The 26993-nt window shown below is 37.4% G+C and carries 21 protein-coding genes; 15 read left to right on the plus strand and 6 right to left on the minus strand.

The features are described from left to right. Window positions 1–20 precede the first annotated feature (20 nt). Entirely contained in the window at window positions 21–1313 is a 1293-nt protein-coding gene (gene thrC, locus Q4534_RS04020) for a threonine synthase (RefSeq protein WP_303611883.1), read from the plus strand. A 7-nt stretch (window positions 1314–1320) separates the two neighbouring features. Here thrC and Q4534_RS04025 read toward each other — a convergent pair whose 3' ends face one another. Beyond that, on the minus strand, window positions 1321–2004 hold the full coding sequence (locus Q4534_RS04025) for a carboxypeptidase-like regulatory domain-containing protein (protein ID WP_303611884.1): 684 nt from the start codon (window positions 2002–2004) through the stop codon (window positions 1321–1323). 335 nt (window positions 2005–2339) lie between these two features. On the opposite strand from Q4534_RS04025, the gene Q4534_RS04030 reads away from it, so the two are divergent. From Q4534_RS04030 to Q4534_RS04050, 5 genes are all read left to right on the plus strand, one after another. Further along, window positions 2340–3305 carry a galactose oxidase gene (locus Q4534_RS04030; RefSeq protein ID WP_303611885.1) on the plus strand — a complete coding sequence of 322 codons (966 nt, stop codon included), beginning with the start codon at window positions 2340–2342 and terminating at the stop codon, window positions 3303–3305. Between the two features lie 52 nt (window positions 3306–3357). After that, window positions 3358–4269: an aminotransferase class IV gene (locus Q4534_RS04035; protein ID WP_303611886.1), complete on the plus strand. Its 912-nt coding sequence runs from the start codon at window positions 3358–3360 to the stop codon at window positions 4267–4269. Window positions 4270–4271: 2 nt separating this feature from the next. Next, window positions 4272–5000 (plus strand): sulfotransferase family protein, encoded by a 729-nt coding sequence (locus tag Q4534_RS04040; protein ID WP_303611887.1) that lies wholly within the window; start codon window positions 4272–4274, stop codon window positions 4998–5000. Window positions 5001–5385: 385 nt separating this feature from the next. After that, a complete protein-coding gene (locus Q4534_RS04045; RefSeq protein ID WP_303611888.1) occupies window positions 5386–6432 on the plus strand; it encodes a hypothetical protein in 1047 nt (348 codons plus the stop codon). Between the two features lie 337 nt (window positions 6433–6769). Continuing rightward, complete coding sequence (locus Q4534_RS04050; protein ID WP_303611889.1) at window positions 6770–7339, plus strand: DUF1349 domain-containing protein; 570 nt, start codon at window positions 6770–6772, stop codon at window positions 7337–7339. A 1-nt stretch (window position 7340) separates the two neighbouring features. Here Q4534_RS04050 and Q4534_RS04055 read toward each other — a convergent pair whose 3' ends face one another. The 4 genes from Q4534_RS04055 to Q4534_RS04070 form a co-directional block, all read right to left on the minus strand. Further along, a complete protein-coding gene (locus tag Q4534_RS04055) occupies window positions 7341–8717 on the minus strand; it encodes a vanadium-dependent haloperoxidase (protein WP_303611890.1) in 1377 nt (458 codons plus the stop codon). Between the two features lie 330 nt (window positions 8718–9047). After that, window positions 9048–9947, minus strand: a complete 900-nt coding sequence (locus tag Q4534_RS04060) for an ROK family protein (RefSeq protein WP_303611891.1) — start codon at window positions 9945–9947, stop codon at window positions 9048–9050. A 160-nt stretch (window positions 9948–10107) separates the two neighbouring features. Continuing rightward, window positions 10108–12435, minus strand: coding sequence for a glucosamine-6-phosphate isomerase (locus tag Q4534_RS04065; protein ID WP_303611892.1), 2328 nt, complete (start codon window positions 12433–12435; stop codon window positions 10108–10110). Window positions 12436–12460: 25 nt separating this feature from the next. Further along, the gene (locus Q4534_RS04070; protein WP_303611893.1) at window positions 12461–13705 is read right to left on the minus strand and encodes an ROK family protein; all 1245 of its coding nucleotides are present in this window, start codon (window positions 13703–13705) and stop codon (window positions 12461–12463) included. A 280-nt stretch (window positions 13706–13985) separates the two neighbouring features. Between Q4534_RS04070 and Q4534_RS04075 the strand changes: the two genes are divergently transcribed. The 3 genes from Q4534_RS04075 to Q4534_RS04085 all read left to right on the plus strand — a co-directional run bounded on the left by Q4534_RS04075 (window position 13986) and on the right by Q4534_RS04085 (window position 16437). Further along, the gene (locus Q4534_RS04075) at window positions 13986–14978 is read left to right on the plus strand and encodes an isoaspartyl peptidase/L-asparaginase family protein (protein WP_303611894.1); all 993 of its coding nucleotides are present in this window, start codon (window positions 13986–13988) and stop codon (window positions 14976–14978) included. Window positions 14979–14992: 14 nt separating this feature from the next. Beyond that, window positions 14993–15739 carry a copper homeostasis protein CutC gene (locus Q4534_RS04080; protein ID WP_303611895.1) on the plus strand — a complete coding sequence of 249 codons (747 nt, stop codon included), beginning with the start codon at window positions 14993–14995 and terminating at the stop codon, window positions 15737–15739. A gap of 239 nt (window positions 15740–15978) precedes the next feature. Next, the gene (locus Q4534_RS04085) at window positions 15979–16437 is read left to right on the plus strand and encodes a CBS domain-containing protein (RefSeq protein WP_303611896.1); all 459 of its coding nucleotides are present in this window, start codon (window positions 15979–15981) and stop codon (window positions 16435–16437) included. A gap of 23 nt (window positions 16438–16460) precedes the next feature. On the opposite strand, the gene Q4534_RS04090 is transcribed toward Q4534_RS04085, so the two are convergent. Beyond that, window positions 16461–17198, minus strand: coding sequence for a YdcF family protein (locus Q4534_RS04090; protein WP_368509146.1), 738 nt, complete (start codon window positions 17196–17198; stop codon window positions 16461–16463). Window positions 17199–17401: 203 nt separating this feature from the next. Here Q4534_RS04090 and Q4534_RS04095 point away from each other — a divergent pair, with 203 nt between their 5' ends. From Q4534_RS04095 to Q4534_RS04120, 6 genes are all read left to right on the plus strand, one after another. Then, window positions 17402–20614: an exodeoxyribonuclease V subunit beta gene (locus Q4534_RS04095; protein WP_303611898.1), complete on the plus strand. Its 3213-nt coding sequence runs from the start codon at window positions 17402–17404 to the stop codon at window positions 20612–20614. Continuing rightward, window positions 20615–23491, plus strand: a complete 2877-nt coding sequence (locus Q4534_RS04100) for a PD-(D/E)XK nuclease family protein (protein WP_303611899.1) — start codon at window positions 20615–20617, stop codon at window positions 23489–23491. It abuts the gene before it with no gap. 552 nt (window positions 23492–24043) lie between these two features. Beyond that, window positions 24044–24415: a response regulator gene (locus tag Q4534_RS04105; RefSeq protein ID WP_303611900.1), complete on the plus strand. Its 372-nt coding sequence runs from the start codon at window positions 24044–24046 to the stop codon at window positions 24413–24415. A gap of 53 nt (window positions 24416–24468) precedes the next feature. After that, window positions 24469–25266: an ABC transporter permease gene (locus Q4534_RS04110; protein ID WP_303611901.1), complete on the plus strand. Its 798-nt coding sequence runs from the start codon at window positions 24469–24471 to the stop codon at window positions 25264–25266. 1 nt (window position 25267) lies between these two features. Then, window positions 25268–26020, plus strand: coding sequence for an ABC transporter ATP-binding protein (locus Q4534_RS04115; RefSeq protein WP_303611902.1), 753 nt, complete (start codon window positions 25268–25270; stop codon window positions 26018–26020). Then, a complete protein-coding gene (locus Q4534_RS04120) occupies window positions 26017–26991 on the plus strand; it encodes an MlaD family protein (RefSeq protein WP_303611903.1) in 975 nt (324 codons plus the stop codon). The genes Q4534_RS04115 and Q4534_RS04120 overlap by 4 nt, the downstream gene beginning before the upstream one ends. Window positions 26992–26993 lie beyond the last annotated feature (2 nt).

Here is a 26993-nt window from a genome sequence, read left to right on the forward strand (position 1 = left end):
GACAAACCTGTCACTTTCTAATGAAATATTATAGTACCAATAATCCGAATCACAAAGTAGATTTAAAAGAAGCTGTTGTAAAGGGGCTGGCTCCTGATCAAGGACTTTACATGCCTGAAAAAATTCCGGTTTTAAGTTCGGATTTTTTTTCCAATATACACAAGCTTTCTTTTAAGGAGATTGGTTATACGGTCATTTCAGCATTGTTCTCTGAAGATTTATCCCAAGAGCAAATCAAAGCCTTGGTGGACCATACCTTGGATTTTGATGCACCCGTAGTGCCGGTAGAACAGGATGTGTTTACCCTAGAACTCTTTCATGGCCCTACTCTGGCTTTTAAGGATTTTGGCGCAAGGTTCTGTTCCAAATTGATGAGCATGCTTCAGAATAAAGGAGCAATTAAGGTGCTGGTAGCGACTTCCGGTGATACAGGAAGTGCTGTGGCCAATGGTTTCTTAGGTGTGGAAGGTGTTGAAGTTGTAATTCTTTATCCTTCCGGTAAAGTAAGTGAGCTCCAAGAAAAGCAGTTTACTACCCTAGGTGAAAATATACATGCCATTGAAATAGAAGGTGTTTTTGACGATTGTCAGAAAATGGTGAAGGAGGCTTTCTTGGATCCTGAATTAAACAGCCAATTGTTATTGACTTCTGCAAATTCCATCAATATCGCCAGATGGATTCCCCAATGTCTATATTATTTTTATGCATATTCTAAATTGCCTAAGGAGAATAAGAAGCTTGCTTTTTCCGTGCCTAGTGGTAATTTCGGTAATTTAGCAGCAGGTATATTGGCTGAAAGAATGGGCCTACCCATAGATATGTTTATTGCAGCAACCAATGTGAATAAAGTGGTACCTGATTATTTGAGTGGGCAGGAATTTTCTCCTAAACCTTCTATCCAAACCATAAGTAATAGTATGGATGTAGGGAACCCAAGTAATTTTTTCAGGTTGCTGGCTTTGTTTGGAGGAGATGAGGGGAAATTAAAAGAAAAGGTGCAGGGCTGTTTCTATAGCGATGAAAGCACTAAAGAAGCCATGGTAAAAGTGAAAGCTGAAACAGGTTATACCATGGATCCACATGGAGCTGTTGCTTACCTTGGTCTTAAGGCTTTTATGGAAAAGCAGCCGGATACCTATCAAGGAGTATTTTTGGAAACGGCACACCCGGGTAAATTTAGAAGTACGGTAGAAGAGGCTCTTGGAGAAGAATTGGTTTTGCCTGAAAGGTTAGCTGCTTTTATGCAAGGGGAGAAAAAAGTTACTTTTATGGAAAACGATTACGAGCAATTTAAAAAGTATTTACTCGGGTAATCAATATCTAATCGAAATATTTTTGAAACTGACCTTTCTTTCTTTGATAAGGATATAAAGGAAAATCATGGGTATTCGATATTCTGGATTTTTTAGGAAGTACCGGTTTTTGTTTTAATCTGCGAATCAATCCCTTGATACCCAATAAGGGGTTGTTTGAGAAAAGTACCATGAAACCCTTATTGTCTACAGTTGATAATAGTTTGTCATAGCTGTTCATGTCATAGAAGTAAGCCAAATGATGGATGTTTTTCATGAATTGAAGGTTGCTTTTCAACATCTGATTTTGCCTTTGGAAAGGAGCTGTGGCCGCTAAAACCTGTTGTTTAAAGGTTTGTTCATCAGGTAACACTCCTACAGTAACTCCATCTAGTTCCATTTCAGCCGGATTAAGAAAGACTGTGATAAAGCTTTCATTTTTATCATTGATCAAATAGTTTTCTTTGGCATATCCAATATGAGAGATGCTAAGTAAAGTTTTTTCTTTCACCCAAATAGAAAATTTCCCCTCTTGGTCACTTACTGCCTGAGCCTTTGACCAATATATATGGGCATTCGCAATGGGTTGCATGGTATTTGCATCAAGCAACCTTCCTTTGAGAAGGAAGGAATCTTTTGGATCCGTTTCAGCTAGCATCGGAAACCATGAAAATAGTAATGAAATCAGGTATAAGAAGGATGTATTTCTCATGGTTTTCAAGGCAGGACTTCTGTGAAGGTATGCAAGCTATTTTGTAAAAAAATAATATTAACATCTGTTAACCTTTGTTTTAACAAAATATAAGATTGGAATTAGGTGCGGATATAGCTTTTATATTTTTATAGACTTGATGCCTACTGGGCTATGGTTACTGAAAAGAAATCCCTTAAAAAATTCTCCAAAAGGTTGATTTTTATTTATACACGCCGTTTGTGGTTTCTGACTTGTTTTATTTTAGTGTAATTACAATGAGGCCATTTAAATTCGTAATTTTAACCATTATACTTGTAAATGGATAATTATTAGTCAAACCAGAAAAATCAATTATGGTAAAGTTAGTTTTTACATTCGCATTAGCTCTTTTAGGATCACTTGGTCAAGCGCAGACCTGGGAAACACTAAAGCCTGAAGATACCTGTACGGAACGTCATGAATGTTCCGGTGCAGCTGTAAACGGTAAATTTTATTTAATTGGAGGTAGGGGCGATAAGCCTGTGGAGGTTTATGATCCGGCCAATAATAACTGGACAAAGCTTAAAAACACGCCATTTGAAATGCATCATTTTCAAGCGGTAAGTTACAAAGGAAAAATATACGTTATTGGTGCTTTTACCGGTGGTTATCCACATGAAACACCTGTAGGAAATGTCTATATATATGATCCGGAGCAGGATACCTGGACCAAAAGCCACGAGATTCCTGAGGAAAGAAGAAGGGGAGCTGCAGGCCTGGTGGTCTATAAGGATAAATTTTACCTCTTAGGTGGTGCGCAAGATGGACATTGGGCAGACAATAGAGATTATGTAGATGAATATGATCCGAAAACCGGAGTTTGGAAAACACTTCCATCCATGCCAAGACTTAGGGATCATTTTCAAGCTGTAGTAGTTGACGACAAGCTTTATGCAGTAGGAGGAAGGCGTTCTTTTGCAAAAGAAGGTCATGGATTTGAACTTACTTACCCGGAATTGGATGTGTATGATTTTTCCACTGAAAAATGGACAACCCTAGAAAATTATCCCTTACCTACTGAACGAGCGGGAAGTACTACCATTCCTTATAAAGAAGGTTTTTTAGTACTTGGAGGGGAGTCTGATGCACAAGTAAAAGCACATGCTGAAGTTGAATATTTTCATCCCAAAAAAGGATGGAAATTATTGAATCATTTAAATAGAGGGAGGCATGGATTTCCGGCCGCAACAATAGGAGAAAACGTGTATTTGGCAGCCGGGTGTGGAAATAGGGGAGGAAACCCTGAATTGAATAGCATTGAAAAATTAGCTATTGAATAAGGTTTTTTTGGTAATATTATTTGCCTTGTAGCACTACAATTAATTACAACTTATGGTAAAAGGTACACATCAAGCAGTGGAGGATATAAGAAATGATTCTGTTAAGATTTTTATCAACGGAGAGTTTTATGATCGAATTGAGGCGAAAATTTCAGTTTTTGACAGTGGGTATCTTGTTGGAGATGGCGTTTGGGAGGCCTTCCGGGTGCATCAAGGAAAGCTAATATTTATTGATCAACACTTAGATAGGCTTTGGCAATCTGCCAAGGTAATAGGGATTGATATTCCATTCTCCCGAAAAGAATTGATAGCCAATGTCCATCGAACTCTTGAGATAAATGGGATGAGAGACAATGTACATGTCCGCGCCATGCTTACCCGAGGAATTAAAAAAACGCCTTCTCAGGATCCGAGACTTACTATTTCCGGACCTAATCTTGTAATTATAGCAGAATTTAAAGCAGCAGCGGATGAAAGTAAGAATCAAGGTATTAGCCTTTTTACCAGTGCTATTAGAAGAGGTTCACCCGATTACTTAGACCCTAGATTGAATTGCCATAGCAAACTACATGAAGTACAAGCTTTGATCCAAGCAATAGAGGCAGGAGCTGATGAGGCATTGATGTTGGATGTCAATGGCTTTGTTGCTACTTGTAATGCGACCAACTTTTTTATGGTGAAAGGGGAAGAAGTGTGGACATCTACAGGCGAGTACTGTATGAATGGTATCACCAGAGGTAATGTGATTAAGGTTTGTGCTCAGCATGAGATTAAATGCCTACAAAAAAACTTCTCCTTATTTGATGTGTATGGTGCGGATGAGGCTTTTGTTACAGGGACCTTTGGAGGACTTACTCCTGTGGTTAAAATCGATGGGAAACCCATAGGTAATGGAGGTTGTGGCCCTGTTACCTCCAATTTGCGCAAATTATATGAAGGATTGATTGTTGAAGAGTTAAAATAATTATGTCGGATACGAATGACAAGAAAGTGTTTCTATGGTCCGGACCTAGAAATATTTCCACAGCCTTGATGTATAGTTTTGCACAGCGGCAAGATACAAACGTTGTTGATGAACCTTTGTATGCTCATTATCTTAGTCGGTCTCCGGCGAAACCACTTCATCCCGGAGCCGATGATATTCTTTCGAGTATGGAACTCGACGGTGAGAAAGTAATTGAAGAGATGAAGGGCCCGGGATCAAAGCCAGTAACCTTCTATAAGCATATGAGTCATCACCTCATAGGGCTTGACTGGGATTTTATGAAATCCGGAGTCAATGTTATTTTAACTCGAGACCCCAAGGAGATGTTGTTGTCTTTCTCAGAGGTAATAGAGGAACCTAATATGAGGGATATAGGATATGCCATACAATTGAAACTTTTGGAATATTTCACTACTATGAGCCTTCCATTTGTGGTTATAGATGCCAAGAAAGTATTGCAAGACCCGGAAGATCAATTGCGGAAGCTTTGTAATTTTGTTGATATCCAATTTGATCAGGAAATGCTTCACTGGAAAATGGGACCTATACCGGAAGATGGTGTGTGGGCCCAATATTGGTATAAAAATGTACATCTTTCTACTGGTTTTCAGCCTTACCAACAGAAGAATATTGCTTTTCCGGACCGGTTAATTCCTTTGTTAAAGGAGTGCCAACCAATTTACGATAGGCTTTTTCAGGAGGCCCTTTAGTTATTAACTTAGCTTTGGTTTACCCGTTTTATAAAAGTGTGTTATTCACTTTGGCTTTTAAATATGTATGATTTAATAAAGTGAAATTAGTTTGACGTGAGTTTATTGCATTACCGGCTAGCTTAGAAGAGTTAGGCACCTACTAAGTCTGTATAATTTGAAGATATTTTTTAAAAATTCTCGAAATAATAGGGGAGAGACCAGTTAATACAAGATATTTTAAGAAACCTTGGGGTGCTTACTTGCATTGTCGTTTATTAAAACATAATTTTGATACTTATTCCTTCCGCCTGGGATTTTAGAGATAAATGGTAATCCTCCGGGCTAGCAAATCAAAAGTTTATACATAATAGGTACCGCCTACTAAATTGAAATAAGTATACAAATGGAAAATGACCAGCCTGTAGAAGTAAATATTACGCCCAAAGGGTTAATCTATTTGCCAGAGACTGCCAAAGGGTTAAAGTGTGTTTCAGAAACTAAGATTGAAACAATGTTCTATACTCCTGGACAAAACCCTGAAGAAAACCTTAACTATAAGTTTTTGTTGCCGGCTTTGGATCAAATAAAAGGACAAGATTATGACTATGTCATAGGGTTTGATTCTGATTTATCTAGAACCATTATTGGCTACCCCAACGCAGAGGGAAGATTCTTGGTTTTCAATGCCCACCAGCAAGGTGCAATTTTCACCCATACCTTTTTAGCCGGAAATTCTTTTCCTTCAATGGATGAAGAAAAAACCAAATTGGTTATTAAGGGGATTGTTCTTTCCCAGCAAATTGATAAAATTGTAACCAAAAATAATGGGGCATATAAGGAATCACATGCCGGATATGAAGACCTTAAAGAAAAGATTTTAGAAATTGAGGATCCTATTGAGTCTTATTTGGCTTTTGATGAAAGGAACCATGTGATTCTGGATCTTGATAAGAACAAAAACATTGAGCTACAAATTTCATTGATTGAAGAATTGGTGAAAGAATTGAAAGGAAAAGAAAAAAGTCTGTTTGATTTTCATGTAGACCTTCAAATCAGGTACAAACTGTATGGAGAGAAGACCTTCAACATAACCTCTGAAGGTGAAAACAAGAAAATATTTGATAGATTTAGGACAAAGCCACCATCCGATGCCATGCATGAGGAGTTGGTAAGTATTTCTGATTATAAGAAACAGTTGTTCTTTAATAAGCTTACAGGTAGAAAAAGTGAGCCGGAATTAAGGCAAATGGATATTGTTCAGTTAGACTATAGTAGTGGCCTAAAGATCAGCGTGGAATTAACCGAAGGGGGAAGCAAACTCTTTTTACATTTAAGTGATTATACGGATTGTTATAACAAAGATTCCTTTGCCAACGCTAGGAAAGGTATCAATGACAGACTTCTAAAGATTGTGGTCTCTTTAGGTAAGATGGTTATCGACGTTAATTAATAATTCTTTGTCCGAATATCTAGCGATATTACAAATAGTATAAGAAAAAATAAAAAGGAAAACGAGCATTTTTAGTTCTTGTTTTCCTTTTTTACTTTTATCAAGGGTGGATTCTAGAAAAATCCATCAATGGTTGGTCTAAGCTCGCATAGACTATTTCCGAATGATAAGGCCATGACTATATGGGAAAGCCTATTACCAATACTGAAAAGAGGTAGTGCTTCCAAAATTAGTTGCAAATGATAAGCTAGCCCTTTTGATGTAAATCCATTGATTTAGCACAGGGAGATCTATAATGTACTCATCAAATAAATTTTAAACTAGACATTTATAAGTTATGCTTACTATAAAAGAACGTGATTTCAGCTGGATGAATTCTCCAAAGCAATGGACTGAGGAAAATGGGGTATTGTCTTTGATGACAGATGCTGAAACAGACTTTTGGAGAAAAACGCATTATGGGTTTATTAAAAACTCAGGTCATTTTTTATATACGGATCAGGACGGAGACTTTGAATTATTGGTTCAATTTTCGGGAAAATACACGGATCTTTATGATCAAGCAGGTCTAATGATCCTATTGGATAATGAAAATTGGATCAAAGCCGGTATCGAATATGTAGATGGTATTCAAAATGCCAGCGCAGTAGTTACAAGAGATTGTTCAGATTGGTCTGTAGTAGCATTAAAAGATAGCCCTTCCACCTTTTTTATCAAAGCCAAAAGAGGTAATGATTATGTGGAAATTAGCTACAGCTTAGATGGAAAGGATTTTCAGTTGCTAAGACAAGCTTATTTTCCTCCTGCCCGATCACTGCGAATAGGTTTTATGGCCGCATCTCCGAAAGGCAAAGGCTTTGATCTTGTATTTAATGATTTTAAAATAATTGAAACTATACGGGAATAAGTTATTTTTCGGAATTACTATTTAGAGTATTTGGATGTGTTTTTATTTGGTCCAATATATATTGGGCAATATTTCCCCCTTGTTGCATGCCTACTTCTATGGCATCTCTAAAATGAATACCACCGAACAATCGTGAAATTGCAGCCTCATTGGATGCAATAAGAAAGGAGTCAAAAGCTCGCTCCGGTAATCCAAAGTATACTTCTGAGGTATCGATAAATTTGAAATTATCACCAAAATAAGAGGTGAGTAGGACAGCGGAGGTTTTGGAAATCACACTATGTCCACTGGTGTATTCCGGAAATGGAGGGGTTTGTAAGATAGGACGCCATGCTTCATCAATAAGCCTGTTGATAGCTGTAAGAGGCCTTATCCGATCACTCCTGTACTTTTCATCCCAGCAACTAATGAAAGCATCATGAAGGCCCAGGGCCACAAGGGTATGTATATATAAGCTTTCATTAAAGTTTAGTTTTGCCTTTTGGCTGGCTATACCTGTAATACCCATCCAATGACCTCCCGGAGAGATTTTTTTCAGTCCAATGGCCATGTGTCCACTGTAAGAAACATTAAAAGGGTTGCAATCCCAAAAGTTGGCGATTAACCGCTGTTCTTCTGTCAAGTTGGAGGTGACGTCATAGATTTCTGTCAATTGCTTGAAGAATGAGCTGTTCTCATTTTCTGAATAAGCTGCAGGAGGGGCAGGGCTGAAAGCATCGGCACTGTTTATAAAAAATGGCCTGATCGTTCTCCACTCAGGGTCTATGGCTGCCAAATAAGCTGGGGGTGTAGGGTACCATTTCTCCTTGTCATTGGTGGGACTATATCTTTTTAGTGTACTTAACTGTTGGTACCCATCCTTACTGGCATATTCCAATACAATGGAAGCTATTTTTTCTGCATAGCTTATGCCTTTTTTGATCTCCTTTTTCTTTAGGAATCTGTTTTTTGAATATTGATTAACCAGGTTCTCTTGGGTATTAGCAAGTTTTTTTCCTGAAGGCATAATGTTTTTACCAACTTCTAACATTGCGTAAGTTGCAGCAAATGCCAGACTCATATTACTTGGTTCAATGGTTATTTCCATTTCCAAATCAGGTAGTGGCGCATTGAAATGCTCAACTATCGGTAAATTATTCAAATTTGGTTCATAATTGAATGCCAAATAAGCTGCCAAGAGAGAGTAACTGTAAAACCTAGCTGCTCCCGGAGGGCTAGTCACATCAGTAACCATAATATCAGTAATTGAAAATAGATGTTCAATCATTTTGTCTCGAACAAATATTTCCTTTTCAGCGGTGGTTTTTTGCGCAAATAGATTACCGGTAAGTGTTAAAAAAAGTAATGAAAGAATGATCGGGTTTTGTTTTTTTGTCATATTGGGTGAAATTGTATTTTTAAATATATTTAAAAATCGCTTAAAGGCAAATATTCACTCTGCTCTTTGTGCCTAAAAATAGAATCAGAAACAAATCTCAGGAAGGGGTTGAGAAAGTGAGGAAAGCCATCTTTTGAAAACAGTATTTGGTTATTGCTACCCTATTGCTTACAGAGGATATTTATGCGAGAAAAAAGATTAATCAAATTAGGTAAAGAAAGTATCTGGAAATTCGCAGAAAAAAAAATATCCCTCCAAAGGGAGGGATACAAATGCTGGTTAAAGGTAAATGGAAGATGTTTTTTAACTCCATTTAGGACATGGATATCCTTAAACAATTGGATTGGTAATATTTACACTTTCTCCCATATTCATAAGGTATTTATTTTCTTCTACCAAAGAGATAGCGCCAAGTATGGCTGAATCATTTGACCCCGAAACATAAACTTTTAAATTTTCCGAGATAGGTAGATAAGGAAAAGCATCAATTACTTCTTGCATGCCTTTTTCGAAATAAGGGAAGGCTTTCCTTATTGAACCTCCAAGCACTATGGCTTCAGGGGCAAAGGTAAGCATCAATCTGTAAATAAGTGCCCCAATATGTTTTCCAAAATCATAAAATATATTGATCGCTTCTTGATCGCCTTCACTTGCTTTTTTGGCTAGTTTTTTAGCACTAATGTGGTGTTTTTCTTTAAAAAACTTACTCCCACAATAATCTTCAAAGGTTCCATCCAAATAGGGAATCGCTCCCCATTCGCCTGCTCCACATAATTTGCCTGTATACAAATGACCATTGGCTATAATGCCTGTGCCGATTCCTGTACCTAAAGTGATACCGATGACATGTTTGTGAATATTGGAAGCGCCAAATTTATATTCTCCCAATGCGAAACAATTTGCGTCATTGTTTATGGCCACTGGAACTTCAAACCGCTCTTCCAAATATTTTTTCAGGTTAACATTATGGAAAGATGGGATGTTTGCCAAGTTATATATTATTCCATTTATAGGGTCAACCAGACCGGGAATCCCTATTCCGATGGCTTTAAAATTAAAATGTCTGTAGGCTTCGACTTGCTGGGAAATGGTTTCTAGGATTTCATCTTTTGGGGACTTCGCAGGAGTTTTTATTTCCTTGCTTTCTGTCAAGCTTCCATTTCTAAATAATCCTGAACTTATTTTAGTACCCCCAATGTCCAAACCTAGCACCATATTGTTTACTTTCATTTTTACTCCCAAATTTCAGGCTATACCTGATTACCATTAATATTTACCTTCTATTGACCTTCAATGGCACAAAAGCATTGTGTCAATCTTTTCCATATTGATTACCAAATTCGTCCATGAAAATGTTTCATAGACGAATTTGATAAGTCAACAATGTGTATTAAAGCATACCTTCGGTTGATTTTTCTAATTCTCTAGCTTCAACCAAGAAGTCTTCCACATCCATTTCCCTGAAGAAAATCAGGCCATGGCTGGATCTAACTTTCGCAGATTGATGTTGGTAGAAATAGTTTTTACCAAGGAGAAGTTGCACATCGCTTAATTGGTCTACCCAAGTGTTTTTAGCTAGGGTACTAAATTTACCATTGTGTGCATAACTTGGGAATGAGGCATTTACCTGACTCAAATAGCAATTTGAAAAGGAATCTTCCATAACCGATATGTCACCTAAAGAAACAGGGACTATAACATTAGATTCCGCCGCATCAAATTTAAACCAGACATTCCTATATCCAATGATTTTGAAATCACTCAAGTCTTCTTCCAAACTCCACTGCCTTACAGCTTCAGCAGTTGCTTGTAATACTTTATAATGCGTATCTGGGCCACTGCCTTCAGGGTCTAATGTTAAACTAAGTTTGGTAGGCTTAATTTCCCTAAGCATATTCAAGATAGGTTCTACGTCCCGCTTCTTGTCAGGCTGTTCAGTAAAGATATCCCCTGTGTAAAATCCTAACCTTAGGTGATGAACATTTTTAACTTGAACGCCAAAATGAGCCCATACGAGTTCCTCTTCAAACTCCCTAATCATACCTTTTAAGGTCTGTATATTTTTAGGGTTCTTCTCTCCATCATAAGAGTTTTTAAGGACTGTTATGATTTCGTTAATCTGTTCTCTGAGTTCTTGGGTAGATTTGATGCCGAAGGTAAATACAATTGCCCTTACCAATCGATGGCATAGGCCTCTAAGCCTTTCTTCTGCATTATCTGAGGCTACATTTGTTAAATAATGGTACACATCTTTGTCCATTTTTAATTTATAGCCTGAGGTATAAAAATCTTCGAAGTTAACCATTTGAATCCTGCCATTGTCCAAAAACCTTTTGGTACTTCTTAAGGTTTCTATAACAAATGTGTTGGTTACAGCGGTGAAACCTGAGGTCAATACGGCAAAATGAGCCTCATTGCTGATCTCATGCAATTGCTTGGTGATCTGAGGTAAAATACCTAGAGAAATATCATCGTGGTGAGGTCCGGTATGAAGGAATACTTCATTCTTCTCCTCCTTCATTCCCCTGTCTATTTTCTCACTGATGCTTTTGATTACATTTTTTACTGTATTTTCATTCAGGTCAGGAATTTGACTGGTGTACTTGTCATCCTTTAGATCTTCAAGGGTGATTCTATGACCATACTTTTGAAGTTTTTTGCAAAGTTCCAATACTGAACGTTCTGTTTTCGTATCGTTCCATTCTCCTTTAAAATAGTATTGATCAGTACTGTCTGTTAATTTTGAACCGGCTCCTTTTGTAATATAGAACCTTCCATTCTTTAGCTTCTGCAAGACAGTTGCCGGATAAATATTGGTCATGGATTGCTCCAAAGATTCCTTCACTATACCTGCTTTGGCCTCTCCGGCAGCGATGATAATGGCTACAGCCTCAGGATTATGAACAATGGTGTCCAACCCGATAGTGATTACAAGTCGATTTGCAGATATTTCTATTCCACCTAAATCACCTGCTGCTACGGCTTGCGTTTCAAAGTTGGTTTCAGTAAGTCTAGTAGTAGAGAAGATATCAGATCCACGGGTGTTGAAGGCAATATGGCCATCTGGACCTATTCCTCCTAAGAAGAATCCGATTCCTCCTTTTTCACGTATTTTTGCTTCGTATTCACCACACCATTGGTCAATCAAATAGATGGATTCTTGTTGAAGTTTTTCAAGAGGAGTTTTGTATTCTCTAAAACGTAAAGATAGATCTACCTTAGAATCAGGAAATATCTCCTTGTAACTTTTTCCTTCAGCAAGGAGTATTTCATCAGAATTTATAAGCAAAGCTTTTTTCGGATCCAGACCAAAACCCTCAATATAAAACTTGTTTACATAATGGTGAAAGCTGTTGTTCTGTTCTGCAGAAATAGGATAAAATTCATCAATCTGCACAAAATGTAAACCATTTAATACCGGCTTCTTGCAGTCAATTAATCCATATTTTTTTCTTATTTCCAGGCCTTTCTTTTCTTCCCAATTTTCAAGAAGAAACTTGGTCCACTTGATAAAGTATTCCGGAGTTTTTCCTGTAGGTAGACTGATAACCCCATCTGGGTTTGTTGAAGCCCATTCTAAAAATCTGCAGGCAGTAAGGAGTCCCAGTTTTGGGAAATTATCAACCGTAAGATAGGGTATTTTGGTAGTGATCTTCTCTACATCTGAATCTTTAAAGAAGGCCTCTTCGGTCTTGGAAAGTGGATAATTCGCTAACATATGCTTGTATCTATTTTGTTTTAATTTATTGTGAATTAATGGTGTCCTCAAAAATATGCTCATTAACTATGGCAATTGCTCCTTTAAGTCCAACCTCCATACCTAATTGAGAAAGCTCAATTGAGGTTTTTTCTCTTAACTTGGCCATACTGTATATATTCAAGGCTTGTTGAATAGGGGTAGTAATGTACTGCTTGGCTTCTGCTATTGCCCCACCTAATATGATCAACTCAGGGTTTAACAACTGAATAAGTATGGCTATACCTCGCCCTAAATCAAGACCTACATCAGACAAAATACTAATTGCTCTTTGATCTCCGGCAATTGCTGCTTCAACAACAGTGGAAGGCTCTAAGTTTTCTTCCTTACCATCACTTAATTTGGCAAGAATAGAGTCCTTGTCTAATAATATGGCTTCCTTAGCCAATCGGACTACTGCTCCACCTGACGCAACTGCTTCTAGACAACCTCTTTTGCCGCAGGTGCAACTTATTTCTTTGGCATCAAATAAGGGCGAGTGGCTGAACTCACCGGCAAATCCTGAGTAACCTCGATAAAGTTTTTCGTCTATGATAATTCCAAGGCCTATTCCCCAATCAACAAAAATCCCCATAACGTTTTTATTGGAACCTTTGTTGGCAAATTTAAACTCAGCAAGGGTTTTTGCTCTCGCATCATTTTCAATGAAAACTTTCCTTGAAAATTTTTCCTCCAACTGATCTTTTAAAGTTTTTTTACCTGATTTTAGGTACGTGTGGTTTACTCCGGAAACACTGTCAACCAAACCTGGCATACTAATTCCTACTGCAATTACCTTCTCCTCCGGGATTCCGGATGAATGAATGATTTTCATCGAAAAATCATAAATAGCATCCAAAGTTTCTAACTCATTATTAAGTGATAATTTGATGGATTTAATTTCACTTACTTTTTCATTTTTAGTATTGTAGATGGCTGCCTTGGCCCCAAATCTGTTCAAGTCTATACCTAATATATAAAAAGAATCAGGTGCAAGACCGTAAAGATCAGGTTTTCTTCCTCCTTGGGACTGGCCACGGCCTTCCTTGATGATGATTTTTTCTTCTAATAAATCTGTCAGCAATAGATTAACAGTTGGTAGACTAATGCCTACCAATTGGCAGATATTACTGGCAGTATTATTGCCTAGCGTATATAGCTCTTTTACTATCTTTAGCTTGTTGATATAGTTCTTAATTTCAACTACACCTTCCTTCTTATCCAGGACAATCTTCGGGTCTATTAAATTCATAGGATAAACTTTGATGCAAAATAATAAAAATTTTATTTAATTAAGGCAACTTAAACAAAAAAATCTACATTTTCTAATAAGTACTATTTAATTTAAATCAAGCTTCTTTGGCTTGTGCCCAAAAAATTAAGGCTGAAAAAGCCTATTAATGCCTTAAAGGAAACATTTGTAGGATTAATTTATTTCAAAATAATTGCATATCACCAATCAATTTTTGAAAAAAAATAATCATGTTTGTTTCAATACTTTTTCAAAAATAAGTAAGAAATAAAAATATTCTATGAAAAGCAGACGGGAATTTCTTCAAAGGGCATTACTTTCTTCACTGGTTATTAGTCCATTTGCAAATCAGGTGACGGCATTTGCTGATACCGGGAAAATAAATAAAAGTATAAGTAAAAAGGGGGCCCAAGTATTGTCCACCTGGAATCATGGAATGGCTGCCAATGAGATAGCTTGGCGTATTTTATCAGCCAATGGTGATGCATTGGATGCCGTGGAAGAGGGGGTTAAAGAGACGGAAATTGACAAGAAGGTGCTTTCAGTAGGACTAAATGGGATTCCTGACAGGGAAGGTATCGTCACATTGGATGCTTCTATAATGAAAGGAGACGGATCATGTGGTTCAGTTGCATTTGTAAGGCAGGTGAAACATCCCATCACCTTGGCTCGCTTGGTAATGGAAAAAACACCTCATGTAATGCTGGTAGGTGAAGGCGCACGACAATTTGCCATTCAGGAAGGAATACCTTTAGAAAAAGAAGAACTAAGTGCTGGGGCAGAAAAAGCGTATAATAATTGGAAAAAAAATGCCCAATACAAACCAATAATTAATGTTGAAAATCATGACACTATAGGGATGATTGGTATGGATGCTTCCGGAAAGCTGGCAGGATCCTGTACCACAAGTGGCTTGGGATACAAAATGCATGGTAGGGTAGGAGATAGCCCCATTATAGGTGCAGGATTGTTTGTTGATGAAGAAGTTGGAGCTGCCACAGCCACAGGGCTGGGAGAAGAGGTAATTCGCATTTGCGGCTCGTTTTTAATTGTAGAATTGATGCGGCAAGGGAGAACCCCACAAGAGGCATGTGAGGAAGCAGTGAAAAGAGCGGTCAGTAAATGTAAAGATTTAGACAATACTCAGATTGGTTTTCTCGCCTTGAATAAAGAAGGAGATTTTGGCGCTTATTCTATTAGACCCGGATTTAATTTTGCTCGGCACCATGCTTCTGAACAAACCATGATTGATTCAAAAAGTTGGTTTAAATAATTACTTTTATAAGCATGAAGAAGATTTTGTTAGAGTCTCCTGTATATACTTTAGAGGCAGCTTTACTAGCTGTAGAAAATGGCGTAGACAGATTGGAGCTATGTGCTGATTTTGGCGAGGGAGGTACTACTCCAAGCTTAGGATTGTTAAAGGTGATAAAGAGCCGGGTTGAGGTCCCTGTTTTTGTAATGATCAGACCAAGAGGAGGTGATTTTGTGTATAGTGAGTTGGAAATAGCTGTAATGAAAGAAGATATCAAATCATTCTTGTCTCAGGGCGCTGATGGATTCGTTTTTGGTATATTAAATAAAGCAGGAAAGGTAAACCAAGCAGATTGTCTGCAACTTGTCCAATCCGCTGAAGGTAAACCTTGCACCTTTCATAGGGCTTTTGATGTAGTGGATGATAAAAAAGTTGCTTTAGAAGAAATAATCCAGTTGGGGTTTAAAAGAATCTTGACATCCGGAGGAGAAAATAGTGTGATGGAAGGCATGCCTTTGATTTTGAATTTGTTAATGCAAGCCAAAGGTCGAATAATAATTTTACCCGGTGGAGGATTAATGCTTCAGGACATAGCTGATTTAAATATGACTGGATTACTAAAAGAGATACATGCTTCCTGTAAGCAATTTAGACCTTCTGCTTTGCAGGGTGTCAATGATCATTTAAGACTCTCTCAAATGGAGGAGACTGAAGGGATGGTGTTGACTGTAGCCCCCAATTTGGTGAAAGAGCTGGTGGCTTATCTGAAAAAGCTGTAAGATTTTTATCCCCCCCTCAATATTCAAGATGTGTTCTAAGGGTGAAATCATTATAGATTTCAATCCTTAAAATTAAATTCTTATTGAGGATGAAAATATCATGAAAAGGTTAATTGAATAGTCTGTTTGACTTTCGATTAACCTTATTTTTATTTTATATTCTCAATTATTTTGGTGTTAAAGTTTGCTTTTGTGAGGAAAATTTAATATATTATTCCCTCACAATAAACCCTATAAAGATGGTAAAAAGTTTTCAGGGGGTAAGACAAGCCCCACCAAAAATTAGTGATCAACCGATTTTGGTCAACGATTTTATGACCACAAATTTGATCACCTTTAGAGCAGAGGATACCATAGATCATGTCATAACGGTGCTTACAAGAAAGAGAATCTCAGGGGCGCCGGTGGTAGATGATAATGGTAGATTGGTAGGTATGATTTCAGAAGGAGATTGTCTTAAGGAAATCATTAAAGGTCAATACACCAATACGCCTAAGTTTCCGGCATCAGTGGCTGAACATATGACAACAGAGGTATATACCTTGCCACCGGAAATTTCAATATTTGATGCAGCAGATCGGTTTTTAACCATGAAAATTAGAAGATTTCCGGTGGTTAAAGACGGAAAGTTAATAGGTCAGATAAGTGTTAGCGACATTGTCAGAGCCATGCCTAAATTAAAGGCATCCACTTGGTAAGTTAAATGAATAACCAGTATTTTTTAAATATACCCTACAAGGGAGTAAACAGCTAGTCCCACCCATTCTTTGGTTAATTTATGCCAAGCTACCAGTGAGCCTACATCCGGTTGAACGATTGATTTAAAATTCAGCCTCGGTACTTTTCCATAAAAATCTACAGGGAAGGTATCGGGGTTTAATCCAACCTTTAAAAAACAGGCTTTAGCTCTTTTCATGTGAAAAGCGGAGGTAATCAATAGCAACTTTTCTGAGGACTCCAATCCAATTTTATGTGATCTAATGATTTCCTCACTAAACAGAGCATTTTCCCTTGTGTTTACGGCTTTTGTTTCTGTAATAATATCGGATTCTTTTACGCCTGCCCAGATCATAAAATCCCTTAAGGATTCTGCTTCTGATAGCGGGTGAACCGGGTCATAGCCCAAGCCTCCGGTAATCAATACTTTCTTTATTTTCCCCATTTTATACAGTTGTACAGTATGGGTAGCTCTGTCGGCTCCTCGTGTAAAATAGGTCCGGTCTTTTGGGAGCATATTAAGGTTGGTGACTCCGGTCAGGACTATACCCAGTTCATAGCTTGGCAAAGAAGAAAGCTCTTTGGGTTTGGGTTCCCATTTATGGATTGCCCAATTGGCAATATAGCCATTGGAAAAGAATAGAAGCAATATTATCCCGGTAGGTAATAGTATTTTACCCCAAGATTTTTGTTTAAAAACAAAGCCTAAAAGGATGAGTATTAAACAAATATTAAAAGGCATTATCAAAAAACTAAATAATTGTGAGATATAAAAAAACATTGTCGCTTTATTTTTTTGGTTGCTTATGGGGCTTTAATTGGCACCCAATTTCAAAATTATTCAATAATTGGTTATTGTCTGACACTTTTCTTCATAACTTCACTTTGTAGGAAAGATTTAAGCTTAAATTTTTCTCATTTTAATTCCTTAAATGATTGGTTTAAATGATTACAGAAGCTCCTTTACAAATCTATAAATCCTCTGCAGGTTCCGGGAAAACCTATACCCTCACGACGGCCTACTTGAAGTTAGCCCTTGAGTCTCCGACTGCTTTTACTCGAATTCTGGCGGTGACCTTTACCAATAAGGCTACTCAAGAAATGAAGGACAGGATTATCAAAGAGCTAAAAAGACTTAAGGAAGTGGTGGACCCCGATGAAACCATGCACAAAGAGCTCTTAGAGAAATGGCAATTGTCTCCGAAAGAATTGTCCGTAAGGGCCGATAAGGTTTTGACCAGTATCCTTCATAATTTTGGTTCTTTTTCTGTGAGTACAATTGATAGTTTTTTCCAAAAAGTCATTCGGGCATTCGCCAGAGAAATTGACTTACAAGCCAAATTTGATGTTGAGTTAGACTTAGACGGTGTCATGACTCGAATGGTAGACAGGCTGATGTTGCGGGTAGCTGAAGACCCAGAGCTACATAAATGGATGGTAGAGTTTTCAATCAGCAAGATTACAGAAGGGAAATCTTGGGACGTAAGAAAATCTATTGAGGACTTGGGAAAAAAGATCTTTTTAGAAGACTTTAAAATTGTTCAAAAAGAGGTGGGGGCCTTCTTGGAGAATCCGGATACTTTTAGAGAATTCAAGGAATTTATATTTGGACAGAAGCAGGTTATTATAGATAAGGCCTTGGAATTAAGAGCTACAGCTCAGGCTATCCGAGATAAAAATGGACTTTCTTGGGAAGATTTTTCCGGTGGATCTAAATCCTTCAGTAAGAAATTTGATCAATTGGGTAAAAAGGAAGACCCTATTCCAACGCTTACAGATGCCCAGGCAAAATTGCTTCTTGGGCCGGAAAAGTGGTACACCAAAACAAGTAAACTTAAAACTGCTATTGAATCGGCCTATGCAGAAGGATTAGGTGATGTTTTGCATCAGTTTGAACCTCTTAAACGGAGCTGGAATACCTTGGACTCAATATCTAAGAACTTATATACCTTTGGTTTATTTGGCTATCTATTAAGGGAGTTGAAGGAATTGAAAGAAGAGGAGAATTTGCTGCTGATTTCTGAAACAAATGATTTTCTTAAATCCATTACAAGTGACAACGATACCCCCTTTATCTATGAGAAAGTAGGCAATCGTTACCAACATTTTTTGCTGGATGAATTTCAAGACACTTCTGGGTTTCAGTGGGCGAGTTTTCGTCCGCTTTTACTGAACACACTCTCAATGGGTAAAACCAATTTGGTGGTAGGGGATGTCAAGCAATCCATTTATCGCTGGAGAGGTGGAGAGATGCGGCTGTTAATGGAGCAGGTAGAGAATGACCTTGGAGGTTTCGGTATAGATGTGAAAAAGTTGGATACCAATTTTAGGAGTTTGCCAAATATTGTAGCCTTTAACAATACTTTGTTTTCAAATTTATCAAAACTACTAAGCGATCATTTAAGGACAGTTTTGGATGATGCCTCTATGGATCGAATAGAAAAGGCCTATGGTGATGTATTGCAGAAAATTTCCCCTAGACAAAAAGCCAAAGGAATAGAAGGTAAGGTTTCACTGTCTTTTATTGAGACTGATAAGGAGACCAAATACGACGATGTAATTTTGAATTTATTACCGGAGAAGGTTGAAAAATTATTAGATCAGGGCTACCAATTGAAGGACATCGCCATTTTGGTGAGGAAAAATAACCAGGCGGCTCAGATTGCAGATGCCTTTATGTCCTATGCTGAAGAAAACAGAGGAAACGGTTACAGGTATGATGTGCTATCTGATGAGGCATTGTTTCTTACTAGAGCATCTGTTGTGAAATGCCTACTGGCGGCTTTAGGGATAGTAAATGATGCAGAAGACTCGCTGGCTGAAAAGACTTTTTGGATACAATTGGCCAGAATAAGAGCTATCCCATTTAACCATGTCTTATTTAGGAATGATAGTTTGCCCGAGGAATTTAAGGGCTTAAAAGAAAGCTTTTTCCAACAGCTACCGCTTTTTAGGAAGTTGCCACTGATGGACTTGGTGGAAGCTATAATTGATTTGGTCGATTTGAATGAAGGCGCAGGTGAACTTGCTTACTTGTCCGGTTTCAAAGAAGCGGTATATGATTTTATTGGCAAAAACAGAGCTGATTTAGGTGGCTTCCTTAATTGGTGGGAGCTAAAAGGCTATAAAAGGACGGTGAAAATTCCGGAAGAGTTTGACGCTATTCGTATTCAAACCATCCATAAATCTAAAGGTTTACAATACAAGGTTGTGCTTTTACCCTACTTGGATTGGAAGCTGTTCGATACCGGGAAAGAAAACATTATTTGGACCAAGTACGATTGGGATGAAAGCTTACCTCCGGCGATAGTGCCTTTAACGGTAAGATCTCAATTAAAAGATTCAGCATTTTCAACTGCATATTTAGAGGAGAATTTAATGAATCATCTCGATTCCCTAAACATGCTGTATGTGGGATTTACCAGAGCAGAAGAGGTGCTAATTGCAATGGCGCCTTTCAGTAATCCAAATAAGAAGGATAAATTAACAACAGTGGCTGACCTACTTCGCGAAGTGATGCAATTTGGCGCCCAAGAAAATGAATTGTTGGCTTTTAAAAAGTACTATAACAATGAGGAAAAAGAATTTGATTTAGGAGCTTGGCACCGGAATGAATCCAAAAAAGAAGCCTCGGCTCCTTCTCAACCCATGGTATGGAAATACAAACCTTGGGAAAAATCTCTGGAAGTCAAGCAGGCTTTTGGAGAATTTGAAGCCTCAGAAATTGTAACCAAAAGAGCTTTTGGGGTTCTGGTTCACCGAATTATTGAAAAATCTCGAACCAAGAAAGAATTTTTTCTTGAATTACAAAGTATGTTTTTTGATGGGGCAATTACTGAAGAGGAAAGACAATTATTGGAAAGCCAATTCCACAACCTTTGCCAAATAGAAATATTTAATTCTTGGTTTGATGGCTCTGGAAAAGTACTTACCGAACAAGGTATATTCCTTCCGAGTGGTGAACACAAGCGTCCGGATAGAATTATTTATTATCAAAAAGAGATAGCAGTCGTGGATTTCAAAACCGGAGAAAAGAGAGCCTCTCACACTTCACAAGTATTGGAGTATGTCAAGTTGGTAAAAGACATAGAAAAGGGAATGCCTATACATGGATATATCTGTTACATAGAAAGTAGCTCAATTGAAAAAGTTGTTTAAATGGAAGGGTTTTTAAAGCGAACTGCAGCTGAATTGCTGCAGAGAGGATTAGATGTTAAAAATATTCAGGTTGTCTTGCCTAACCGTAGAGCAGGTTTATTTTTCACAAAGTACCTCGGACAGTTGGTTTCTCGGCCGACCTATATGCCCAAGGTGATTACTATAGAAGATTTTTTCTATGATATTATAGGCAAAAGGCCTGCTGATAAATTAAGCCTGATTTATGAATTGTATAAAGTTTTCAAATCCCTTTCCGGTAGTAATGAGGCCTTTGATAGGTTTTACTTTTGGAGTGAGATGATTCTCAAAGACTTTAATGATCTGGATCAATTTTTGGTCAGTCCTGAAAAACTATTTGTCAACTTAAAGGAGCAAAAAATTCTTGAAAGTGACTGGAGTTTCCTTTCTTCGGACCAAATCGAATTGATTCAGGCCTTTTGGGCTTCATTTGAAAGTAGAGATAGGTTTCACCAAGAGAAATTCCTGAGATTTTGGGATGTCCTATTCCCCTTGTATCAAGGTTTTAATTCTTCTTTACAAACATTGGGCTTAGCTTATGGGGGGAGTATTTATCGGGAGGTAGTAGAAAATTTGGACAATGTACCTCCCTCGGATATGAAGACTTTCTTTGTAGGATTCAATGCTTTTACAGGAGCAGAAGAAAAACTTATCAAGCATTATGTTAAAAACTTTGGAGCAGAAATCTATTGGGATATTGACCAGTATTACCTAAATGCGAGCAGCCAAGAAGCAGGTATGTTTTTTAGGGATTATAAAAAAGATAAAATTCTTGGGCCTACTTTTCCTGAAATTACTCCAAATAAAATTGTGGAGAAAGAAAGACAAGTCAAAACCTATGCTGTTCCTTTAAAAATCAATCAGGCCAATATGGTGGGGGCTATATTGGAAGCCATCCCCCAAAAAGGAGAAAATTGGGAAGAGACAGTGGTAATTCTACCTGATGAGCAGCTTCTTTTTCCTGTTTTAAACCTTTTGCCCGACAACGTGAATAAAGTGAATGTAACCATGGGCTATCCTGTCAAACATACTCCCATTTTTACTTTTTTGGAAGCAGTGGTTGATTTGCAGAGGTACAGTAAAATTGTGAATGAGGAGTTAATGTTTTACTACAAGCCTGTCAAGGAATTATTGTCTACTGTATATTTATATGACCATGCACCGGAATTTTCTCAACATTTAATTGATGAATTTTCCAAAAACAACACCTTGTATGTGTCTTCAAAGGTTTTAAAGGAAGGTGGACCATTGTTTGCCCAAGTTTTTCAGCCAATGACTACGACTAACTTGATGGACAATATGCTAGGTTTAATCAAGATGTTGGCAGACCCCTTGGAGGAAAACAGTATGGAGCGAACCTACCTATTTCAGTGTTTCAAACAAATGAATAGGTTAAAGGTAATTGTGGATAAAGAAATTAAAGAAGAAGTTAACATTGCCTTCTTATTAAGAATTTTTAAACAAGTCTTCGGAGAAATCAAACTTCCGTTTAAAGGCGAACCATTGCAAGGTTTGCAGTTGATGGGAGTGCTGGAGTCTAGAAACTTGGATTTTAAAAGAGTTATCATTTGTAATATGAATGAGGGTAGTTTTCCTCCTTCTAACTCCATGAACTCGATGATTCCGTTTAATTTGCGAAAAGCTTTTGGTATGCCTATCCAAGAGCAAAATGATGCCATATACGCATACACCTTTTATAGGCTTTTGCATGAAGCACAAGAGGTTCATTTGCTTTATACCACTGCCGGAGAGCAAGGTAAGGTCAATGAGAAAAGTCGGTACATCCATCAGCTTCAAATAGAGATGAATCAGGATGGCGTTCAGAAGGAAGATACCATCACTCATATTCCTGTGAATTTATCACCAACCAGAGCCATTGTAATAGAGAAGGACAAGTCAATTATGGACCACCTTAGAAAATATACTAAGTCTTTAAATGGTGGGTGGGAACCTGTGTCCTTTTCACCATCCGCCCTAAATGTTTGGCTGGATTGTAGGCTTAAATTTTATCTTAGCTATATTGCCGGTATTGATGTTCCTGAAGAAGTGCAAGAAGAAGTGGATCCGGCTATATTTGGTAACCTTGTCCACAAGTCATTGGAAAACTTGTACATGGGATATATTGAAAGGAAAAAGCGTAAGGTATTGCAGGTAAGTGATATTGAGGAGTTAAAAGACTTTGTTTATCCGGCTGTAATGAAAGCCATAATGGAACAATATTTCTTGAAAGAAGAAGAAAACCCTCAACTTACAGGTCAGCTCGTAATTGCCAGAGATGTTTTGCAAAAATATTTACAAGGTGTATTATTGAAAGATAAACTGTCAGCTCCATTTGAAATAATCTCACTTGAGGCAGGTAAAAAATACCGCGCATTTGTTCCTATTCACACCAATGGGGAGGAGTTAACTGTTGCTTTGGGCGGAATTATTGATCGGGTAGATAGAATTGGTGATACGGTTCGATTAATAGACTATAAATCCGGGCAAGATAAAAAGACTTTTAAATCGGTGGAAAGTCTGTTTGACAGGGATAGTTCTGATAGAAATAAGGCTGCTATGCAGACCTTCTTTTATGGCTTGCTATATGAGGCCAACTTTCCGGACAATCAATATTTCCTAAAACCTGCCTTGTTTAATTTGCGTGATATATTTAAGGATGATTTTAACCCTTACCTGCAAGAAAATTATGAGTACAGAAAATACAATGAAGTAAATGATTATGCAGCTTATAGGGAGGCATATGTTTCAAGCTTGAAAAGCACATTGGAGGAGATTTTTGATCAGAGTCAAGTGTTTGATCAAACCACTGACTTAAAAAAATGTGAATACTGTCCTTATGTGGAAATTTGTTCGCGATGATTCTGGTTTACAAATGCTTTCGTAAAAACTGCCTCTTTTATAATGGTTAATTGTCTTGGGTCTTAAAATAATCAATAGAATAGTTTGATGCCAAGACAAATAATTTGGCATTTTGCTTATTTTTGCGAGATAGGGTCTCCTTAGGAAAGGAGCAGAAGCTTATTTGTCCAAAAAGCAATTTTATCAAGAGGTATATCGGATTAGTGCATTTAATATAAAATTGGATCCTGACTAAGGAAGAGTGAATAAAGGTATTTGAAACTGAATGAAAAGATTAATGTTTTTGAGTTGGAATTGAAGTATTGGCAGGGTTTTTTCTTAATTAAAGTTAAGTATTGACATTAATCAGGTAAGTTTTTCTATTATCTACTGCCAATTATAAGCAATCATGGAACATCTTTTTGGAAAAAAAGGGAACAAGTGCCCCTTAGTATGGGTTTAAGATAGAATAATTTTGAGTTTAGGTCAAAAAATAAAAATTTCTAATCTTTAAACTTGGCTTTAAGGTGTTTCGTAATTGAAGAACATAAAGGGTAGAAACAAAATTAATAGGTGGAGAAAGTTAAAAATACTATTATAGTTTTTGTTGATGATGACAAAGTCCAACACATGATCAACAGACGGGTTTTGGAAAAGTTAAATTTGAAGTTGGATGTGTATTTTTTTCAGAATCCATTAGAGGCTTTGAATTGGTTAGTTAAAAATACTGTGGATGTTATCATGCTGGACATAAATATGCCTGAAATGGATGGATGGACTTTTTTGGATCAGATGAAAGCCAAAGGCATTAAGGGAGATGTCAAAATGCTCACTGCATCTTTGGACCCTGACGACCAGGATAAAAGTAAAAATTTTGATCAGATAAGTGGCATTTTGATTAAGCCAATTAAAGAAGAGGATTATTTAGAATTTTTGACCGATTGAATAGATCGGTTGATTTTAAAAATTAATAAGCATCGAAAAGATACAACAATAGTATGGCTGAAAACTTAAAAGGAAATGATAAGGTATTTAGTAGGCGAATAGATAATTTTTTTATTGGGCTGGAAAGAGCCTTTCAGTTTGTTAAGAAATTTTTTATTGAGGTTTGGATACCACCCTATGAATTCAAAGAGGTTATTCGACAATGTTATCGCATAGGTTATAATTCTCTCCCATTAATTTCTCTTACAGGTTTTATTGTTGGGATTGTTTTTACCAATCAGTCCAGGCCTTCACTATCGGAATTTGGGGCTACTTCTTGGTTGCCGTCATTAATTTCTATAGCGGTTGTTAGGGCAATGGGGCCTTTGGTGACAGCCCTTATAGCTGCAGGAAAAGTAGGTTCTAGTATAGGTGCAGAAATTGGTTCGATGAAAGTTACCGAACAAATTGATGCCATGGAGGTTTCCGCTACGAATCCATTCAAATTTTTGGTAGTTACTAGGGTATTGGCTAGTACCTTTATGATTCCAATTTTGGTCTTGTACACAGATTTTGTTGCTTTAATGGGGGCTTTTTTAAATGTGAACGTCAATGAAATGGTCAGTATAAGTACATTCTTTGTACAGGTATTTGATTCCATCTCCTTTCTAGACATCAGCTCATCAATGATTAAGTCATTGGTTTTTGGATTTACCATTGGTATGGTGGGCTGCTATAAGGGCTACAACTCTACCAAGGGGACAGAAGGAGTAGGTAAAGCAGCGAATTCAGCCGTGGTTATGGCCATGTTTTTAATATTTATAGAGGAACTGTTGTCCTTGCAGATTACCAATTTCTTTAGGCAGATATAATATGAAAGATTCAGTAATTCAAATAAGAAACCTTTCCAAGTCCTTTGGAGATATGGATGTTCTTAAAAACGTAAATTTGGACCTATACAGTGGGGAGAATTTGGTGGTTTTAGGTAAATCCGGAAGTGGGAAGTCAGTGTTGATCAAAATCATGGTTGGTTTACTTAAGCAGGACAGTGGATCAGCTATTGTATTAGGTCAGGAAGTGAGTCAATTAAACCAGAAAAAACTCAATGAACTAAGGTTAAAAATCGGTTTTTCGTTTCAGGCAAGTGCTTTGTATGATAGCATGACTGTGAGGGAAAATTTGGAATTTCCTTTGGTTAGGAATGTTAAAAACTTAAGCAAAGCGGATAAAGATAAATTAGTAGAAGAGGTTCTTGATGGGGTTGGGCTTATACAAGCGATAAATCAAATGCCATCGGAATTATCAGGTGGTCAGCGAAAAAGAATAGGTATTGCCAGAACACTTATCCTGAAGCCAGATATAATGCTTTATGACGAGCCCACCGCCGGCTTGGATCCAATTACTTGTATGGACATTAATAATTTGATCAATCAAGTAAATGAAGAGTACAAGACCACCTCTATCATTATTACCCACGATTTGACCTGTGCCAAAGTTACAGGTGACAGGATGGCCGTGTTACTAGATGGACATTTTGGCAATACCGGAAAATTTGAAGAGGTATTTGAGCATGCCGCAGATGGCAGAGTAAAATCATTTTATGACTATAATTTCATCGAACAATGAAGAATGATAATAAGAGATTGGTTACAGTTGGCATATTTGTGCTAATAGGAATCGCAATATTGGTTGTAGGCATCCTTACCCTAGGTGCACAACAGAAAGCTTTTGTCAAAAGTATCAGTGTCACATCTGTATTTGACGATGTGGGAGGTTTGCAAACAGGAAATAATGTATGGTTTTCAGGTGTGAAGATTGGAACCGTAAAAAAGATCAATTTTTATGGGGAATCTCAAGTAGAGATTGAAATGAATATTGAGTCGTCTGCAAAAGAATACATTAAAAAGAACTCCAAAGCGACCATTAGCTCTGATGGACTTATTGGTAATAAAATTATTGTAATTTATGGTGGTTCAGGTCAAGGTCCGGCCATTGAAGATGGGGACGTTTTAACTGCCGAAATGCCACTGGATACAGATAAAATGATGGAAACATTGCAAGTGAACAATAATAACCTGGTGTCCATTACAGAAGATTTAAAGATTCTTACACATAAAATTTCAAGTGGTGAGGGAATAGTAGGTGCTGTTCTAACAGACAGTACTTTGGTGAAGACATTTAAAGCCACTATGCAAAACCTGGAAAGAACTGCCGCCAATAGTAATAGAATGACGGCTGATTTAGCAAAATTTTCGAATGGACTGAATCAAAAGGGTGGATTCGTAGATAAAATGCTAAATGATACCACGCTTTTTGCGAGTTTAAAAACTACTGCAGCGCAGTTGGAGACTACTTCTGCCGAAGCGAGCGATGCAGCGCAAAATTTTAGTAGTGTGAGTGAAAACTTAAGTGATACAGACAATGCCATTGGAATGTTGTTAAATGACAAAGAGTTTGCTGATTATTTGAAAAGCACCATGAGTAGTTTGGATACCGGGGCTGTAAGAATGAACGAAACCCTCGAAGCCCTTCGATACCACTGGTTTTTTAGGAAATCCTTTAGAAAGCGTGATAAAGCTGATGCAGCATCGGAATAAAT

Origin of the sequence: Cyclobacterium sp. 1_MG-2023 (assembly GCF_030546805.1) — a bacterium.
GTDB lineage: Bacteria > Bacteroidota > Bacteroidia > Cytophagales > Cyclobacteriaceae > Cyclobacterium.

Excerpts from the sequence above, each read along its gene's own strand:
- Q4534_RS04040 (WP_303611887.1), top strand. The coding sequence starts at position 4,272 with ATGTCGGATACGAATGACAAGAAAGTGTTTCTATGGTCCGGACCTAGA.
- Q4534_RS04085 (WP_303611896.1), top strand. The coding sequence starts at position 15,979 with ATGGTAAAAAGTTTTCAGGGGGTAAGACAAGCCCCACCAAAAATTAGT.
- Q4534_RS04030 (WP_303611885.1), top strand. The coding sequence starts at position 2,340 with ATGGTAAAGTTAGTTTTTACATTCGCATTAGCTCTTTTAGGATCACTT.
- Q4534_RS04075 (WP_303611894.1), top strand. The coding sequence starts at position 13,986 with ATGAAAAGCAGACGGGAATTTCTTCAAAGGGCATTACTTTCTTCACTG.
- Q4534_RS04055 (WP_303611890.1), bottom strand. The coding sequence starts at position 8,717 with ATGACAAAAAAACAAAACCCGATCATTCTTTCATTACTTTTTTTAACA.
- Q4534_RS04060 (WP_303611891.1), bottom strand. The coding sequence starts at position 9,947 with ATGAAAGTAAACAATATGGTGCTAGGTTTGGACATTGGGGGTACTAAA.
- Q4534_RS04065 (WP_303611892.1), bottom strand. The coding sequence starts at position 12,435 with ATGTTAGCGAATTATCCACTTTCCAAGACCGAAGAGGCCTTCTTTAAA.
- Q4534_RS04115 (WP_303611902.1), top strand. The coding sequence starts at position 25,268 with ATGAAAGATTCAGTAATTCAAATAAGAAACCTTTCCAAGTCCTTTGGA.
- Q4534_RS04095 (WP_303611898.1), top strand. The coding sequence starts at position 17,402 with ATGATTACAGAAGCTCCTTTACAAATCTATAAATCCTCTGCAGGTTCC.
- Q4534_RS04045 (WP_303611888.1), top strand. The coding sequence starts at position 5,386 with ATGGAAAATGACCAGCCTGTAGAAGTAAATATTACGCCCAAAGGGTTA.
- Q4534_RS04100 (WP_303611899.1), top strand. The coding sequence starts at position 20,615 with ATGGAAGGGTTTTTAAAGCGAACTGCAGCTGAATTGCTGCAGAGAGGA.
- Q4534_RS04025 (WP_303611884.1), bottom strand. The coding sequence starts at position 2,004 with ATGAGAAATACATCCTTCTTATACCTGATTTCATTACTATTTTCATGG.
- Q4534_RS04035 (WP_303611886.1), top strand. The coding sequence starts at position 3,358 with ATGGTAAAAGGTACACATCAAGCAGTGGAGGATATAAGAAATGATTCT.
- Q4534_RS04050 (WP_303611889.1), top strand. The coding sequence starts at position 6,770 with ATGCTTACTATAAAAGAACGTGATTTCAGCTGGATGAATTCTCCAAAG.
- Q4534_RS04070 (WP_303611893.1), bottom strand. The coding sequence starts at position 13,705 with ATGAATTTAATAGACCCGAAGATTGTCCTGGATAAGAAGGAAGGTGTA.
- Q4534_RS04090 (WP_368509146.1), bottom strand. The coding sequence starts at position 17,198 with ATGCCTTTTAATATTTGTTTAATACTCATCCTTTTAGGCTTTGTTTTT.
- thrC (WP_303611883.1), top strand. The coding sequence starts at position 21 with ATGAAATATTATAGTACCAATAATCCGAATCACAAAGTAGATTTAAAA.
- Q4534_RS04120 (WP_303611903.1), top strand. The coding sequence starts at position 26,017 with ATGAAGAATGATAATAAGAGATTGGTTACAGTTGGCATATTTGTGCTA.
- Q4534_RS04110 (WP_303611901.1), top strand. The coding sequence starts at position 24,469 with ATGGCTGAAAACTTAAAAGGAAATGATAAGGTATTTAGTAGGCGAATA.
- Q4534_RS04080 (WP_303611895.1), top strand. The coding sequence starts at position 14,993 with ATGAAGAAGATTTTGTTAGAGTCTCCTGTATATACTTTAGAGGCAGCT.